Here is a 15,408-nt window from a genome sequence, read left to right on the forward strand (position 1 = left end):
TGTTTTCTGAAAAAGTTTGTTAATGCCCTAGATAGGCCGCTAACACCGCTGGTGGATGGGCGAGGAGCGTCTCTGTTGGCTTGGGCGGATGAGCGACGCCTTCGGCAACGAGGACCGTTTCATTCGCAATGCGGCGCGCGTCATCCGGATCGTGCGAAACCATAACCAGCGTAGCCTCAGTTTCCGAAGCCAGTGTTGATACCAGCTCCAACATTTCGGATTTCAAAGCCGGCCCAAGCGCAGCAAAAGGCTCATCGAGCAGCAAGAGAGGCTTTGCCCGTAGCATTAGCCGCGCAATTGCCACGCGTGCATTCTGTCCGCCCGAGAGCGACGCAGGCTTTTCATCAGCCTTCTCCGCCAATCGAACCCGCGCCAGAGTTTCCGTAACTTGCGCTGTTTCCGCTTTTGACAACCGCAAATCGGGGCGTAGTCCAAGCCCAACATTCTGCGCCACAGTCAGATGCGGGAAAAGGTTGTTGTCTTGAAACAGAATACTCATCGGCCGATCACCGGGTGACACGCCGGATAGGCTTTCTCCCTGCCAGCGGATCGCGCCATTTGATGGCTCAAGAAACCCCGCGATGGCCGAAAGCAGTGTGGACTTGCCAGCACCGGACGGACCGATCAATGCGGCTTGCGTGCCGGCATTAAGCGTAAAATCAGCGGTCAGGCGAAAGTCACCCTGTTCAAGCACCACATCTTCAAACCGAAGCATTCATCCGCCCTCCGCGGTCAAACAGGTAAAACAATCCGAACGACAGCCCCATAAGCAACAAACCCGCGCCCGCCGCCGCATCCATCCGGTAAGCTCCCATCAGGTCATAAAGCTTGAGCGGCAGTGTTGCCTGCTCGGGATCCGCAAAAAGCGCCACAACACCAAGGTCGCCCATCGACAGAGCCGCCGCAAGCCCCGCAACAAACCCGATCGGGCGGCGTAGGCGCGGCAGGGTGAGGTATCGCAGCCGCGCCCAAGACCTGAGACGTAGGCTTTCTGCCAATGGGCCATATTCCGCCTCGCACGCCTCAACCGCAGGCATCAGTGCTCGGGTTACAAAAGGAAGCGCCATTGCAGCATTTACAAGCGCCGTGATCGGCAACGCCCAATCTCGCGGGCTTGCGAATGGAAAGATCAGAATGAACAGCCCCGCCCCCATCACAAGCGGAGAAACCGCCACAGTGAGATAGGCCACCATCTCTCCCACGGCTCGCGGCGCACCACGCAAACGCGCCAACCAAAGCGAGAGCGCAAGTCCGAAAGTAACCGCCAAGCATGTCGAGGCCAATGCGACCAAGAGCGAGCGTCCTGCGGCAGCCCAAACACTTGCCGGCATCGAGAGAAACCCTGCCGCCCCCTGCATCACCACCATTACCAGCGGCAAACCAAGAAGCAGCACCACGAATCCAAGCCACGCTGCGTCAGCAAGCCGCCCATGCGCACGATCATAACGCTGAACCACACGATCAAGCCCCTGCCCTGCATCGTGTTGACGCGAGAACTTCCACGCCGCGATCGCCGCTGCGCCCGAAAGCACTAGCTGAACAATCGCAAGAAGCGCAGCTTTGCTTAGGTCAAAATCAAATCGAAATGCCTGATAGATTGCCAGCTCCACCGTGGTCGCTTTTGGTCCCCCGCCAAGAGCAAGGGCAACCGCAAAACTTGTGGTGCAGATCAGAAAAATCAGCGCAAAAGTTCCGGGCAACACACGCCAAAGCATGGGCCGCTCGAGTAGGCGACCCACATCCCGAGGGCCGCCGCCAAGAGATGCCACCAGCCGAAAATGCTCTGCCGGAATTGCGGCCCATCCCTGCAGGAGGAATCGCACTGCCAGTGGTAAGTTGAAAAATACATGCGCCAAAACCACGCCATGCAGCCCGTAAATTTGAACCGGTGGTAATCCGAACCATCCAAGAAAAGTGCTTAAGACGCCAGTGCGCCCGAATACAGCAAGCAACCCAAGGATCGCCACGATCACAGGCAAGATGAACGGCGCGCCGAGCAACGCGATCATTGTGTGCCGCCCACGAAACTCTCGCCGCGCAAGCGCACGTGCAACCGGAATCGCGAGAACAACACTCAGGAGTGCAGACAGAAAGGCCTGCGTAACGGTAAACCGAACAGCAACCCAATCAGAACGCGAAAACTGCGCAGCGCTTTCCGCACGAAGGAATACCGCCAAGACAGTCCCCAAGCAGAGCAACACCAGCAAAGCGCTGACAATTGCACCCGCCCAAGGAACCAGCCCGCGCGGAACTCCGTTTATTGCGACAGCGCGTTGAGCCACTCGTCCAGCGCCGCGTCACGAACCGCCATTGCATCCCCCGCAGGAAACAAAAGTGCAGAGCTTGGATTTGCCAATGCTTCAAACCCCGAAGGAAGCCCCGCTTCGGGTGTTACTGCAGGATACATCCAATTGGTTGTCGGAATAATGGATTGGAACGTGTCACTCACCATAAAGCTCAAGAACTCGTCGGCCAGATCACTTTCTTCGGTATGAGCAACCTTCGCCGCAACTTCGACCTGAAGGTAATTACCCTCGTCAAAAGCAAGTGCCGCTTTGGTGGCGTCCTCCTCGGCAATCAGGTGATAGGCTGGGCTTGTGGTATAAGACAGGACCATATCGGCCTCGCCCTCTAGGAACATTCCGTAAGCCTCGGACCAACCTTTGGTAACGGTCACAATATTATCGGCAAGGCCTTCCCAAATTACAGGAGCCTCATCGCCGTAAGCCGCCTTAACCCACATCAGAAGACCAAGACCGGGCGTTGAGCTGCGCGGATCTTGGATAACGATCTGAAGATCGTTATCAGCCAACTCTTTGAAGTTTTGCGGAACGTCTGGTGTTTTCGTGGTGTCATGCACGAATGCGAAATAGCCCCAGTCATAGGGCAAGAACATCGGATCGCTCCATTCAACCGGTAGATCAAACACAACATCATCCATGCCGTGATTGGCAAACAATCCGGTTTCGGTCGCCGCCGCGGTGAGGTTCGTGTCGAGGCCAAGGACAACATCCGCCTCTGTGCGGGCGCCTTCAAGCCGTACACGCGCCAACATTGCCGCCCCATCACCGACGCCAACCAGCTTGAGATCACATTCGCACTGCGCTTCAAACGCTTTCTCAACCGCGGGGCCAGGGCCCCATTCGGATACAAAGCTGTCGTATGTGTAAACGATCAACTCCGGTGTCTCGGCCGATGCCATTGAGGCCATCGCCAGACCCGCTGCAATCATGGGAAATTTCATTTCACGCTCCATCATCTGATGGGCGGATGAAGGGTGGAAACGTCCAATACCTTCCCTCCGCCGATCTTAATCGGTTCAGGTTCAACGGGTCCGCATCTGCATCTCAGCCGTTTCCGGCCCCCCGAGGTTCTTCCACTCCTATGCCCTTGATCCCGTTCAGGCAAGCGATATCCCCTTGAGCCAAGGCCTTGAGGCAGGTACAGAACCTTGAAAAGGAGCCGCATATGTCGATGAACAGCTTTGGACACCTCTTTCGCGTGACAACTTGGGGCGAAAGCCACGGGCCCGCGCTTGGCGCAACAGTTGATGGTTGCCCGCCGAATATCGAAGTCTCCGAAGAAATGCTGCAGCAATGGCTCGACCTTCGCAAACCTGGCCAGAACAAATACACCACCCAGCGGCGAGAACCGGATACGGTGCGCATTTTGTCAGGCACGTTCGAGGGTAAAACGACCGGAACGCCGATTCAGCTCATGATCGAAAACACCGATCAACGAAGCAAAGACTATGGCGACATTGTCGAAAAATTCCGCCCCGGCCATGCCGACATCACCTATTTCCAGAAGTACGGCATTCGCGATCACCGTGGCGGCGGGCGCAGTTCTGCGCGGGAAACCGCAGCGCGGGTTGCGGCGGGCGGCATTGCACGCGCGGCGTTGAAAGCGCTGGTGCCAAACCTCGAGATCAAAGGCTACATGGTCCAGATGGGGCCTCACGCCATTGACCGCAGTAAATTTGATTGGTCCCAGATCGACCAAAACCCATTCTGGACCCCTGATGCAGACACCGCTGCAAGCTGGGCGGACTATCTGGACGGGCTTCGGAAGGCAGGTAGCTCGGTTGGTGCGATTGTCGAAGTTGTAGCCAGAAACGCGCCCGCAGGCCTCGGCGCGCCGGTTTACGCTAAGTTAGACACGGATTTGGCAGCAGCGATGATGAGCATCAATGCCGTAAAAGGCGTGGAAATCGGCGAGGGTATGAATGCGGCGGCCCTTACTGGCGAAGAGAACGCCGATGAAATTCGTATGGGCGAAAACGGACCGGAATTCACCTCAAACCACGCAGGCGGGATATTAGGCGGCATTTCCACGGGCCAAGACCTCGTGGTGCGTTTTGCGGTTAAACCGACGTCCTCGATCCTGACCACGCGCAAGACTGTGACCAAAACAGGTGATGATACCGAGATCATCACCAAAGGCCGCCATGACCCTTGTGTTGGTATCCGCGCGGTGCCTGTGGGCGAGGCGATGATGGCCTGCACCCTTTTGGATCACATCCTGCTGCACCGCGGTCAAATCGGCTCTAACCAAGGGCAAATCGGCTAGAATTCAACTAGAAGCAAGAGCTGCATCAAGCAGAGCCTTAATCTCTTTCTTACTAGTTCCGAGCGTCACCCGACCAATTTCTGTATCTCCCCGCAGGGCAACCAGTACCGAGCGGCGCGGGATTTTGAGACGTTTTGACAATGCGTCTTTGGAATATTGATCCCAGTTCACATAGACGAATGTAATCGCGTCGTCATAAGCTGGATTCTCATCCCGAAGCGCTTCAACTGCGCGTTTTTGTGCGGCGCAGGTTGTGCACCAATCTGTGCCGAAATCGACAAATACAGTTTTCCCCTCGGCCAAGGCTTCGTCGACCAAGCCCGGCTTGTACTCGACTGTTTCACCTGAAATCGCCGCAAACGGCAACGAGACTGCAAGGATTGCACCTGCGATAAAATCTCTTCGTTTCATGAATTCCTCCTAAATAGAGACTGATAAGTCGGTGAACCAAGCGGGCAGATTCTGTACAGCCCAACGCTCGGCAACGATGTGAAGCTCAAGCAAGAGCGCAAGGCCCACGAGAATAAACATAACGCCCATAATGGTGCGGGATTTGCTGGCAAGTTTGCGCATAAATTCACGCCGTTTCAGCAAAGTCGCGCGCGCACCATAAGCCAGAAGCAGAACAATTGTGGCCACGCCAAACGCGAAAAACACCATGATTAGGGTCGCTTTCGCGAGGTTCTGTCCTTGAGCGGCCAACGCAATTGCGCCGCCAAGCGTCGGACCGACGCAGGGGCTCCAGACCGCACCAAGGAGAGCGCCGCCAAGGAACTGGCCGCGCAAGGTTGAACGGTCAATCACGTCCATCCCGTGATCCGCACGGTCCGAAAACCCGGCGGTGGCGAGAGTGAACTTACTGCTAAGCGCGGGGCTAAGAAGTACGACGCCAAAACCAACCATGATGAGCGCGCCAATACGGGCGACATCTTCGGCGAGAATGCCAAACGCAAGCCCCACGCTCGACACAAGAACACCAACAACCACGAAACTGGCCCCAAGCCCCGCAGCAAGCGCCAAAGGCCCCTTAGGGCTGGCCTGAAGCGCCGAGGCAAGCACGATCGGCAAGACAGGCAGCACGCAGGGGTTAATCAGCGTGAGCGTTCCGGCGAGATAGGCAAATACAAACTCCATGTATTTGCGCTAGCAGCTTTTGAAAAACCTGTCAGGAGCGCATACGGCTTTGTGATCAAGTTTTGAATTCGGGTTGGCGCGCCAATTGGACCGTAAGAATACCAACCGAAATCACAATCACCCCGATTATATCAAGCGGCCCCAGTGTCTCGCCCAGAAAGAACCACGCCACTGCAACTCCGAGAAACGGGTTGAGGAAATGAAACGTGGCCGCGCGCGTTGCGCCAATACGGTCTACCAGTTTGAACCAGACGAATGTGGCCATAACTCCGGGGACAATCACCGTATAAGCAAAGGCCCACATCACACTTTCGCTCGGCGAAACCTCAAGGTTCTCGCCAATCAAAAGCGACACAACAGCCAAAACTGCGGACCCGACAAACATCTGTAGGCCGACAATCATCATAACGTTGCCGCCTGTCGACGCATTCCGCATTACGAGTGTGGCCGTCGCCAATCCTGCGACACCGATGATGCAATAGACAAATCCAATAGGGTCTATTCCGCCTGAAAACCGCGATCCCATGATCAAAACAGTGCCGGAGAAACCAACCGCTAGCCCAACGACTGCCATCCGCGAGAGCCGCTCACCAAGGATCGACCAACTGGCAAAAGCAACCAACAGAGGCATGGTCGACGCTATGATCGACGCAAGTGATGCCTCGATCCGAGTCATCGCCGAAAAGAACAGCCCGAGATAGAGCGCGTTTTGGCAAATCCCGAACACAATCGTTGCCTTCCACTGAGCGCGGGTCAGCCGCCATGTTTGCCCCAATGCAAGCGCAATCGAGACCGCAATGACTCCAGACAAAAGGAACCGCAAAGACAGCGCTGCAAGCGGCGGAGCCTCGCTCACGATAATCCGCGCAGAGGTAAACGCCGAACTCCACGCAAAGGCAAAGGCGAGCCCCATCAACAACGACCGAATATCCATGGTGCCCTCGCGCGATATTGCCAAAGAAAAGGGCCGCCAGAAGCGACCCTCGAAATTCTTGATGGCCTGATGGCCGAAGCGTTGATGGCCTTAGCCGTTTACGCTGTCTTTCAGAGCTTTCGCGATTGTCATCTTAACAACCTTGTCGGCATCTTTCTTGATCTGCTCACCAGTGGCAGGGTTGCGAACCATACGCTCAGGACGCTCGCGGCAGTAGATTTTGCCAACGCCAGGAAGCGTAACTGCGCCACCTGCGGAAACTTCGCGCGTGATGATCGCGATAACAGCATCAAGAGCACCGGAAGCGGATTTCTTGTCTGTACCCATTTCTTCTGCCAGCGCTGCTACAAGCTGGGTCTTTGTCATTGGTTTTGCCATTTTAGGTCTCCTCGTTCTGCCCTGAATATTGGGCCTCATTGACGGCATTTAACTGAATATTGTTACGCGACACAACGTTTAGTGGTGCAAATATCCACTTTTTCGCTGATTTTTTTGGAAAAATGACCCGAAGTCATAGGAAAGCGGTCTCGTCGAAGCTTCGGAGCTTACGTGAATGGATACGTTCAAGCGGCATCTCGCGCAAGCTCTCCATTGCCCGAATCCCTATTTTTAAGTGCCGAGCGACCTGTGTTTTATAAAAATCGCTCGCCATTCCGGGAAGTTTCAACTCGCCGTGCAACGGTTTATCCGAGACGCACAGCAAGGTTCCATAGGGCACACGGAAGCGAAAGCCGTTGGCGGCAATTGTCGCGCTTTCCATATCAAGCGCGATTGCACGGCTTTGGCTAAGGCGCTGCACGGGGCCGGAGTGATCGCGCAACTCCCAGTTTCGGTTATCGATTGTCGCGACTGTCCCCGTCCGCATGATCCGTTTGAGGTCATACCCTTTTAACAGTGTTTCGCTCGCCACGGCACCTTCCAAGGCAATCTGGATTTCTGCCAGCGCTGGAATCGGCACCCACGGCGGCAGGTCATCATCCAGAACGTGATCCTCGCGCAGATACCCATGCGCCAGCACAAAATCCCCAAGGCTTTGAGAGTTTCGTAGCCCCGCGCAATGACCAACCATCAACCATGCATGCGGACGCAAAACGGCAATGTGGTCGGTCGCTGTTTTCGCGTTGCTTGGGCCGACCCCGATATTCACGAGCGTGATACCCGAGCTATTCTCGCGCTTGAGGTGATAGGTCGGCATCTGGGGCAATTTCACTGGCGCGTCGAGTGGTGCGTCCGGCGCAGTGATGATGGTGTTTCCGGTGCTGACAAATTCGGTATAGCCGCTGTCAGGATCGGCGAGCATCTCGCGGGCATAGGCTTCGAACTCATCCACATAGAACTGATAGTTTGTAAACAGGATGTGGTTCTGAAAATGCTCCGCGTCAGTCGCCGTATAATGCGCCAAACGTGCAAGCGAATAATCCACACGCTGCGCGGTAAATGGCGCGAGCGGCCCAGTTCCGTCGGGTGCGGGGCTGGCATACCCATTGACGATGTCATCATTGGTTGTCGCCAAATTTGGCACGTCAAAGATATCGCGCAGGGGATAGGCCATCGCGCCATCTTGAGGGACCGTCACATCCGGATCGTTGGCTACCGCAAAATGAACCGGCATTGGTGTATCGGAAACGCCGATAGATACGGGCACGCCATGATTGCGGATCAACAATCCGATCTGTTGCGTAAGATATGCTTTGAACAGGTCTGGACGCGTAATTGTGGTTGCATAGGTTCCCGGCTCGGCCACATGGCCAAACGACAGGCGGCTATCAGATTTGGCAAAGCTCGTGGTGGTAATCCGGATCTCTGGATAATAGGCCCGATAGCGCGCGTCGGGCAGCGGCCCGCCTGCTTTTGCGCTGAACTTCTCACTCAGATAATGCGTTGCCTCCTGATACAATGCGATCAGACGCTCTACGGCCTCCTCTGCATTGTCAAAGCTCTCGTGCCGTGTTTTTGGCGGTGTGTGAACGGGCAAGTCGATATCTGCTGCTCTCATTAATGATCCTCAAATAGGTCTGTAATTTCAAATTTCGTAACATCTACCAAGCCAAGGTCGCTTATCCGCAGTTCTGGGATAACAACCAGCGCAAGTAGAGAGTGTTGCATGTAGGCATTGTTGAGCGAACAACCACAGGCTTCCATGGCCTTGACCATATGCTCGGCCTTCGCCGCGACCGTTGCGGCCGGTTCATCCGACATAAGCCCTGCAATCGGCAATTCAACCAACGCAAGCTCTTGCCCATCTTGAAACACGGTAATGCCGCCACCCACTTCGCCAAGCCGGTTCGCCGCCGCCGCCATATTGGCTCGATCGGTCCCGACGACGATCATATGATGGCTATCATGGGCAACGGTCGAAGCTATCGCCATCTTGCCTTTGTAGGAAAAGCCGGACACGAAACCATTGGTTACGCCGCCGGTACCCCTGTGCCGCTCAACGAGTGCGATCTGGCAAACGTCCTGCGCTTCGTCAGGCTCCACGATACCATCGATCACACCAAGATCGCGGGTAAGCGCCTTGGTTGGCGCTTGGTTTTCAACAACACCGATAACCTTTGCCGTTACTTTGTTCGCGCCGCTTGGCGCAGCGATTTCAAAGTCGGATTCGACCCTATCCCGCCCCAAGTTGACTGTTTTACGTGCCTTTTCCGGCCAATCAAGATGTGGGCAATCGACCAGTATCTCTCCATCCGTCGCAACCGTGACGCCACGCGCAATTACCCGTTCAATCGGCAACGTCTTTAGATCAGAGGTTAAGATCACATCTGCCCGACGACCTGGAGCAATAGAGCCTAATTCACGCTCAAGTCCGAAATGCGTCGCCGTATTGATCGTTGCCATTTGAAGGGCAACAACAGGGTCACATCCGCAGGCAATTGCATGGCGCACAACGCGGTTCATATGGCCATCATTAACCAAAGTGCCCGAATGGCTGTCATCGGTGCACAGGATAAAACTGCGCGGGTCCAACCCCTTTTTGGTTACGGCTGTGATTTGGCTTTCAACATCATACCAAGCAGAACCGAGCCGCATCATATGACGCATCCCTTGACGCACGCGAGCAATTGCATCGGCCTCGCAGGTTCCCTCGTGGTCGTCCGCAGGGCCACCGGCAGCATAAGCATGAAATGCAGGACCAAGGTCAGGGCTGGCGTAGTGGCCACCCACGGTTTTGCCCGCATTCTGGGAAGCGGCGATCTCGGCAAGCATCTTGGCATCGCCATGAATCACACCCGGGAAATTCATCATCTCTCCAAGCCCAATGATACCGGGCCAACTCATGGCTTCAGCCACATCTTCGGGCGAGATTTCAAACCCAGTCGTCTCTAACCCTGGAGCGGAAGGCGCACAGCTTGGCATCTGTGTAAATACGTTAATAGGCTGCAATAGAGCCTCATCATGCATCAAACGCACCCCTTCGAGTCCAAGGACATTGGCGATCTCGTGGGGGTCGGTGAACATGCTCGTGGTGCCATGCGGAATGACAGCGCGGGAAAACTCCGCGGGGGTCAGCATTCCACTTTCGATATGCATATGGGCATCACAAAGGCCAGGGATCATATAGGCCCCATCGGCGTCGATCACCTCGGTAGTATCACCAATGCAATGGCTCGCATCCGGCCCGCAATATGCAAACCGACCATCGGCAATCGCTAGATCCGAACCTTTTAAAATTTCGCGTGTATGAACGTTTACCCAAGTGCCATTCTTGATGACGACATCTGCGGCGCTCCGCCCTGCAGCAACTGCAACAAGCCGAGCAGCACTTTCGGGCCATGATTTTAGAGATTGATTTTCCATGCACCAACTTTGAGGAGATTTTCCCGATGTGCAAGTGAAGAAACAATGACATCAGGGCAAAACTTGCTCCTGACGCCACGATATTTCCCTTGCACTTTGGCTGCGCATTTCAGATCAAGATTGCATGAAAAATCATCTGCTTTCTTTTGGCCACGGCTATTCTGCGCGCGCCTTTGCCGCGAAACTAAATCCCGATGAATGGGAAGTTACTGGCACTTCTCGCGCCGGTGGCGCCGATACAATCGCCTGGCCGGAAAGTGACATTTCCCCTTTGTTAGAGACTGTTTCTCATGTTTTGGTGTCTATCGCACCGAATGAGGAAGGCGATATTGTGCTTCAGCACCTCGCCCCGCAAATCGCCCAGATCGCGCCACAACTCAAATGGGTTGGCTACCTTTCAACAACTGGCGTTTACGGCGATCATAACGGCGGTTGGGTCGATGAGGATACGCCTTTAACCCCCTCAACAGAACGCGGCGAGATGCGCGTAAAGGCTGAAGGGCAATGGCAAGCGTTGGCAAAGCAATGCAACCTTCCGCTTCATATCTTTCGACTTGCCGGCATCTATGGCCCGGGGCGTGGCCCCTTCTCCAAAGTACGTGCCGGCACCGCGCGGCGGATTCTCAAAGAAGGGCAGGTCTTCTCTCGTATCCATGTTGAGGACATCGCTCAAACACTGCGCGCCAGCGTCAATGCACCAAGCGCAGGAGCGATCTATAACCTCTGTGATGATGATCCAGCCCCACCCGAAGACGTGATTGCCTATGCGGCCGATTTGCTTGGCCTGCCCGTCCCGCCCGCTGAAAACTACGAGACAGCAGAGATGACACCGATGGCCCGCAGTTTCTATGCGGAATCCAAACGTGTGCGGAACGATAAAATCAAGAAAGACCTGGGCGTTCAGCTCACATATCCAACCTACAAAGCTGGCCTAAAAGCGCTTCTTGAGGCGGAATAGACTAGGCATTGCGGCTCATCTGCGCCACGCCGAGCACGTCCAATACCTTGGCTTCGATGTGATGCGCATCAAGTTTGGCATCTTCGTACATCTCGTTCGGGCTGGCGTGGTCGATGAACGTATCGGGCAAAACCATTGAGCGGAACTTCAGCCCATTATCAAACACGCCTTCATCACTCAAAAGCTGTGCAACATGGCTTCCAAAACCGCCGACTGCGCCCTCTTCGATGGTGATGAGCGCTTCATGATTTGCGGCAAGATCAAGGATCAATTCTTCGTCCAATGGCTTCGCGAAACGGGCGTCAGCGATTGTTGGATTGATACCCCTTGCAGAGAGTGACTCGGCGGCTTTCTCGACCTCGCTCAAACGGGTGCCGAACGACAGGATCGCAACGCGCGCGCCCTCTTTGATGATCCGGCCCTTGCCAATCTCCAGCGGGATACCCCGCTCAGGAAGCTCAACACCCACGCCTTCGCCCCGTGGGAAACGGAATGCACTTGGCCGATCATCGATGCGCGCAGCGGTTGCGACCATATGCACAAGTTCCGCCTCATCCGCCGCGGCCATCACCACGAAATCGGGCAAGTTGGCAAGATAAGCAATGTCAAAGCTTCCTGCATGTGTCGCGCCATCAGCGCCAACAAGGCCCGCGCGATCGATTGCAAACCGAACCGGCAGACGCTGAATTGCGACGTCATGCACCACTTGATCATAACCACGCTGAAGGAATGTCGAGTACATCGCACAGAATGGCTTAATCCCGCCCGCAGCAAGTGCGGCGCAGAACGTCACACCATGCTGCTCAGCAATGCCAACATCGAAACAGCGGCTCGGGAAGCGCTCGGCAAAAAGGTTCAGCCCCGTTCCATCCGGCATTGCGGCTGTGACTGCGGCGATCTTATCGTCCTCAGCAGCTTCTTGAATCAGCGCATTGGCGAACACTTTTGTGTAGCTTGGCGCGTTGCTTGGCACTTTTTTCTGCTTGCCGGTTACGACATCGAATTTTGCGGTCGCATGGCCTTTGTCCCGCGCGCCTTCAGCGGGGGCATAACCCTTGCCTTTGGTCGTTACCACATGGATCAGCATCGGCCCCGTCGCGCGTGTACGAACCGTGCGCAGAACCGATAGGAGTGTATCCATATCGTGGCCATCAATCGGCCCAACATAAGAAAAGCCAAGCTCCTCAAACAGCGTGCCGCCCACGGTCATATGCTTGACCATCTCTTTGGCGCGCCGCGCTCCTTCCTGGAACGGATGAGGCAGCAAGCTCACTGCACCTTTGGCGGCAGCTTTGAATTCTTGAAACGGTGCACCGGCATAAAGCGAGGACAAATAGCTGCTCATCGCGCCAACTGGGGGCGCAATCGACATCTCGTTATCATTCAAGATGACGAACATCCGCTTACCGATGTGGCCCGCGTTGTTCATCGCCTCAAATGCCATACCCGCGCTCATGGAGCCATCACCGATCACCGCAACGGTATCGCCGATTCCATACTCCGGCGCGCCGCCCAGATCCCGCGCTACGGCAAAACCGAGAGCTGCAGAGATCGAAGTGCTGGAATGCGCAGCGCCAAACGGATCAAACGGGCTTTCACTACGCTTGGTAAAACCAGATAGCCCGCCCTTTTGACGCAATGTGCGGATGCGATCGCGTCGACCCGTAAGAATTTTGTGCGGATAACATTGGTGCCCTACGTCCCAGATCAGCCTGTCTTTCGGCGTGTCAAACACGGCATGAATGGCGGTCGTCAGTTCCACAACGCCGAGCCCAGCGCCAAGGTGCCCGCCCGTTTCGGAAACGGCTGAAATCGTTTCAGCACGCACTTCGTCGGCGAGTTGGCATAGTTCCGCGTCAGACAGGGATTTCATATCCGCAGGAACGGAGACACGGTCCAAGATCGGTGTCACTGGCTGTTGGCTCATGCGGAGATCCTTGGCTGCGGGCTAACTGTCGCGCGAAATAACGAATTGCGCGGCCTGACGCAAGTTTTGCGCCTTATCACCGAAAGGTGCAAGCGCGGCCTCTGCCTCAGCGACCAATTCACGCGCCCGCGCCTTAGCTCCATCAAGACCCAAAAGCGAAACAAATGTGGCTTTGCCCGCGTCCTCATCTTTGCCGAGGCGCTTGCCCGCCTTTGCCGCATCTCCCTCGACATCCATGATGTCATCTGCAATTTGAAACGCCAAACCAAGCGCATCAGCATAGTGGCGCAATGGGCCAACATCCTGCCCCGCCAGAATGGCCCCTGCCATCGCCGACCATTCAATCAAAGCGCCTGTTTTTGCGGCCTGAAGCTCAGTGATTTCTTCCAAGTTCAGCGGCCTTAGAGCCGATTCCGCCGCGATATCGAGCGCCTGACCACGCACCATTCCGCGTGCGCCAGCGGCCTTGGTCATGGTCTGAATCAGCTCGACGCGCGTTTCAGCTTTAGGAGCAGCTTCGGGCCGTGCCAACAGATCAAATGCAAGCGCCTGTAGCGCATCCCCCGTCAGAACGGCAGTGGCCTCATCCCATTTGATATGAACCGTAGGCAGGCCACGACGCAGATCGTCATCATCCATGCAGGGCAGATCATCATGCACCAAGGAATAGGCGTGCATCGCTTCAACCGCTGCGGCTGCCCAAACAGACTGGCGCGGGTAAACGCCATAGAGTCGTGCGCCCTCAATAACCAGAAACGCCCGCAATCGCTTTCCACCCGACACGGAATATCGCATCGCATCGGTGATCAGCCCATCGGGATAGGTAGATAGCGCGTTTGTCAGGCAGGTCGAAACCTCTTCCGCCGCCTGTGCCAGCGCATTTTTGAACATCGGCTAGAGCCCTTCGACAGGGGTTGTTCCGCTTGGCGTACCGTTTTCACCGAGCTTAATGGCCGCAACCTTTTCTTCGGCTTCCTTGAGCTTGGCGTCGCAATGCTCTTTCAGCTTGGCCCCACGCTCATAGAGCTTGATCGATTCATCCAGAGCAACCTGCCCATTATCAAGCTGGCTAACCACGCTCTCCAACTCGGCAATCGCCTGCTCAAAGCTCAATTCGGTTACGGGTGTATCGCTCATGCGCCACGCTCCATCAATATTTCAACATGCGCGGCGACACATTCAGCCAGCGCGTCTAAATCATAGCCCCCTTCGAGGGATGAAACCACCCGCCCAGAGCAAGTTTCATCCGCCAAATCGCATATCCGGTGAGTGAGCCAGCGGAAATCCTCGGTGGACCAATTCAAACCCGCCAATGGGTCAGCGCTATGGGCATCGAACCCAGCGGATATGAAGATCAATTCAGGGCGGAATAGAGCCACATTTGGAAGAATTGTCTCTTCGTAGACACGCCGCATTTCCTCACCGTTGCTTCCTTCGGCAAGTGGAACATTCAACACATTATTTGCCGCACCTGTTTCGTGTGCATGCCCTGTTCCAGGATAAAGCGGCATCTGGTGACTCGAAGCGAAGAACACGCGTGGATCACCTTCGAGCAGATCCTGCGTTCCATTGCCGTGGTGAACGTCAAAATCAATGATCGCGACGCGTTTCAGGCCGTGGACCTCAAGCGCATATTTCGTACCAACAGCCACAGAGCCGAAGAGGCAAAACCCCATAGGAGTCTGTCTCTCTGCGTGGTGACCAGGAGGACGAACAGCAGCAAACGCATTCTGCGCCTCACCCGACAAAACCAAATCAACAGCACGCGTATTTGCGCCCGCCGCTCTTAACGCGGCAGAAAGCGAGCCCTCAGACATGAACGTATCGGCATCAAGCTGCACGATCCCGCTCTCGGGCGCACTATCTTTGATGTCATCAATATGGGCTTTTGGATGTACCCGCAGAAGGTCATCATCCGCCACCAAAGGGGCCTTTTTGCGCAGAATAGGGTCGAATTTTGGATGATCCAATGCCGCAAGAACATGCTCTAACCGCGCGATTTGCTCGGCGTGACCAGATGGTGTTTGGTGCAGTAAGCAATCGGAGTGAGTCAGCAGAGCTGTCGTCATATCGTCAGTTGCCTTC

Annotated in this window: 15 protein-coding genes and 1 riboswitch; of the genes, 2 read left to right on the forward strand and 13 right to left on the reverse strand. The window is 55.5% G+C overall.

The features are described from left to right. Positions 1-19: 19 nt before the first annotated feature. From OU789_RS13150 to thiB, 3 genes are read right to left on the reverse strand one after another with little or no spacing between them, the layout of a single operon-like run. On the reverse strand, positions 20-715 hold the full coding sequence (locus OU789_RS13150; RefSeq protein ID WP_274655976.1) for a thiamine ABC transporter ATP-binding protein: 696 nt from the start codon (positions 713-715) through the stop codon (positions 20-22). Beyond that, positions 702-2,282: a thiamine/thiamine pyrophosphate ABC transporter permease ThiP gene (locus OU789_RS13155; RefSeq protein WP_274655977.1), complete on the reverse strand. Its 1,581-nt coding sequence runs from the start codon at positions 2,280-2,282 to the stop codon at positions 702-704. Before OU789_RS13155 ends, OU789_RS13150 begins: the two co-directional genes overlap by 14 nt. Next, entirely contained in the window at positions 2,258-3,244 is a 987-nt protein-coding gene (thiB, locus tag OU789_RS13160; RefSeq protein ID WP_274655978.1) for a thiamine ABC transporter substrate binding subunit, read from the reverse strand. The genes OU789_RS13155 and thiB overlap by 25 nt, the downstream gene beginning before the upstream one ends. Positions 3,245-3,279: 35 nt before the next feature. Further along, a riboswitch (TPP riboswitch) is annotated at positions 3,280-3,378 on the reverse strand. 90 nt (positions 3,379-3,468) lie between these two features. Here thiB and aroC point away from each other — a divergent pair. After that, positions 3,469-4,569 carry a chorismate synthase gene (aroC, locus tag OU789_RS13165; RefSeq protein WP_274655979.1) on the forward strand — a complete coding sequence of 367 codons (1,101 nt, stop codon included), beginning with the start codon at positions 3,469-3,471 and terminating at the stop codon, positions 4,567-4,569. Positions 4,570-4,572: 3 nt separating this feature from the next. Here the strand turns inward: aroC and OU789_RS13170 are convergent, their stop codons facing one another. The 6 genes from OU789_RS13170 to ade all read right to left on the reverse strand — a co-directional run bounded on the left by OU789_RS13170 (position 4,573) and on the right by ade (position 10,438). After that, positions 4,573-4,980, reverse strand: a complete 408-nt coding sequence (locus tag OU789_RS13170; protein ID WP_274655980.1) for a thioredoxin family protein — start codon at positions 4,978-4,980, stop codon at positions 4,573-4,575. A 9-nt stretch (positions 4,981-4,989) separates the two neighbouring features. Further along, entirely contained in the window at positions 4,990-5,703 is a 714-nt protein-coding gene (locus OU789_RS13175; protein WP_263951972.1) for a cytochrome c biogenesis CcdA family protein, read from the reverse strand. A 55-nt stretch (positions 5,704-5,758) separates the two neighbouring features. Next, positions 5,759-6,637: a DMT family transporter gene (locus tag OU789_RS13180; protein ID WP_274655981.1), complete on the reverse strand. Its 879-nt coding sequence runs from the start codon at positions 6,635-6,637 to the stop codon at positions 5,759-5,761. Positions 6,638-6,727: 90 nt separating this feature from the next. Then, on the reverse strand, positions 6,728-7,015 hold the full coding sequence (locus OU789_RS13185) for an HU family DNA-binding protein (protein WP_263951970.1): 288 nt from the start codon (positions 7,013-7,015) through the stop codon (positions 6,728-6,730). Between the two features lie 133 nt (positions 7,016-7,148). Further along, the gene (locus OU789_RS13190) at positions 7,149-8,633 is read right to left on the reverse strand and encodes an AMP nucleosidase (RefSeq protein WP_263951969.1); all 1,485 of its coding nucleotides are present in this window, start codon (positions 8,631-8,633) and stop codon (positions 7,149-7,151) included. Further along, the gene (ade, locus tag OU789_RS13195; protein WP_274655982.1) at positions 8,633-10,438 is read right to left on the reverse strand and encodes an adenine deaminase; all 1,806 of its coding nucleotides are present in this window, start codon (positions 10,436-10,438) and stop codon (positions 8,633-8,635) included. Before ade ends, OU789_RS13190 begins: the two co-directional genes overlap by 1 nt. Before the next feature lie 124 nt (positions 10,439-10,562). Here ade and OU789_RS13200 point away from each other — a divergent pair, with 124 nt between their 5' ends. Beyond that, entirely contained in the window at positions 10,563-11,396 is an 834-nt protein-coding gene (locus OU789_RS13200) for an SDR family oxidoreductase (RefSeq protein WP_274655983.1), read from the forward strand. Position 11,397: 1 nt separating this feature from the next. On the opposite strand, the gene dxs is transcribed toward OU789_RS13200, so the two are convergent. From dxs to OU789_RS13220, 4 genes are read right to left on the reverse strand one after another with little or no spacing between them, the layout of a single operon-like run. Further along, complete coding sequence (gene dxs, locus OU789_RS13205; RefSeq protein ID WP_274655984.1) at positions 11,398-13,323, reverse strand: 1-deoxy-D-xylulose-5-phosphate synthase; 1,926 nt, start codon at positions 13,321-13,323, stop codon at positions 11,398-11,400. A 21-nt stretch (positions 13,324-13,344) separates the two neighbouring features. After that, positions 13,345-14,214 (reverse strand): polyprenyl synthetase family protein, encoded by an 870-nt coding sequence (locus OU789_RS13210; RefSeq protein ID WP_274655985.1) that lies wholly within the window; start codon positions 14,212-14,214, stop codon positions 13,345-13,347. A gap of 3 nt (positions 14,215-14,217) precedes the next feature. Continuing rightward, a complete protein-coding gene (locus OU789_RS13215) occupies positions 14,218-14,460 on the reverse strand; it encodes an exodeoxyribonuclease VII small subunit (RefSeq protein WP_274655986.1) in 243 nt (80 codons plus the stop codon). Beyond that, the gene (locus OU789_RS13220) at positions 14,457-15,392 is read right to left on the reverse strand and encodes a histone deacetylase family protein (RefSeq protein WP_274655987.1); all 936 of its coding nucleotides are present in this window, start codon (positions 15,390-15,392) and stop codon (positions 14,457-14,459) included. Before OU789_RS13220 ends, OU789_RS13215 begins: the two co-directional genes overlap by 4 nt. Between the last annotated feature and the right edge of the window lie 16 nt (positions 15,393-15,408).

This window comes from Halocynthiibacter sp. C4 (genome assembly GCF_028823805.1).
GTDB classification, from domain to species: Bacteria; Pseudomonadota; Alphaproteobacteria; order Rhodobacterales; family Rhodobacteraceae; genus Falsihalocynthiibacter; species Falsihalocynthiibacter halioticoli.

Bases quoted from the DNA above. Each gene is read 5' to 3' on its own strand.
- aroC (WP_274655979.1), top strand. From the start codon at position 3,469: ATGTCGATGAACAGCTTTGGACACCTCTTTCGCGTGACAACTTGGGGC.
- OU789_RS13185 (WP_263951970.1), bottom strand. From the start codon at position 7,015: ATGGCAAAACCAATGACAAAGACCCAGCTTGTAGCAGCGCTGGCAGAA.
- OU789_RS13200 (WP_274655983.1), top strand. From the start codon at position 10,563: ATGAAAAATCATCTGCTTTCTTTTGGCCACGGCTATTCTGCGCGCGCC.
- ade (WP_274655982.1), bottom strand. From the start codon at position 10,438: ATGGAAAATCAATCTCTAAAATCATGGCCCGAAAGTGCTGCTCGGCTT.
- OU789_RS13150 (WP_274655976.1), bottom strand. From the start codon at position 715: ATGCTTCGGTTTGAAGATGTGGTGCTTGAACAGGGTGACTTTCGCCTG.
- OU789_RS13175 (WP_263951972.1), bottom strand. From the start codon at position 5,703: ATGGAGTTTGTATTTGCCTATCTCGCCGGAACGCTCACGCTGATTAAC.
- thiB (WP_274655978.1), bottom strand. From the start codon at position 3,244: ATGAAATTTCCCATGATTGCAGCGGGTCTGGCGATGGCCTCAATGGCA.
- OU789_RS13170 (WP_274655980.1), bottom strand. From the start codon at position 4,980: ATGAAACGAAGAGATTTTATCGCAGGTGCAATCCTTGCAGTCTCGTTG.
- OU789_RS13210 (WP_274655985.1), bottom strand. From the start codon at position 14,214: ATGTTCAAAAATGCGCTGGCACAGGCGGCGGAAGAGGTTTCGACCTGC.
- OU789_RS13190 (WP_263951969.1), bottom strand. From the start codon at position 8,633: ATGAGAGCAGCAGATATCGACTTGCCCGTTCACACACCGCCAAAAACA.
- OU789_RS13220 (WP_274655987.1), bottom strand. From the start codon at position 15,392: ATGACGACAGCTCTGCTGACTCACTCCGATTGCTTACTGCACCAAACA.
- dxs (WP_274655984.1), bottom strand. From the start codon at position 13,323: ATGAGCCAACAGCCAGTGACACCGATCTTGGACCGTGTCTCCGTTCCT.
- OU789_RS13180 (WP_274655981.1), bottom strand. From the start codon at position 6,637: ATGGATATTCGGTCGTTGTTGATGGGGCTCGCCTTTGCCTTTGCGTGG.
- OU789_RS13215 (WP_274655986.1), bottom strand. From the start codon at position 14,460: ATGAGCGATACACCCGTAACCGAATTGAGCTTTGAGCAGGCGATTGCC.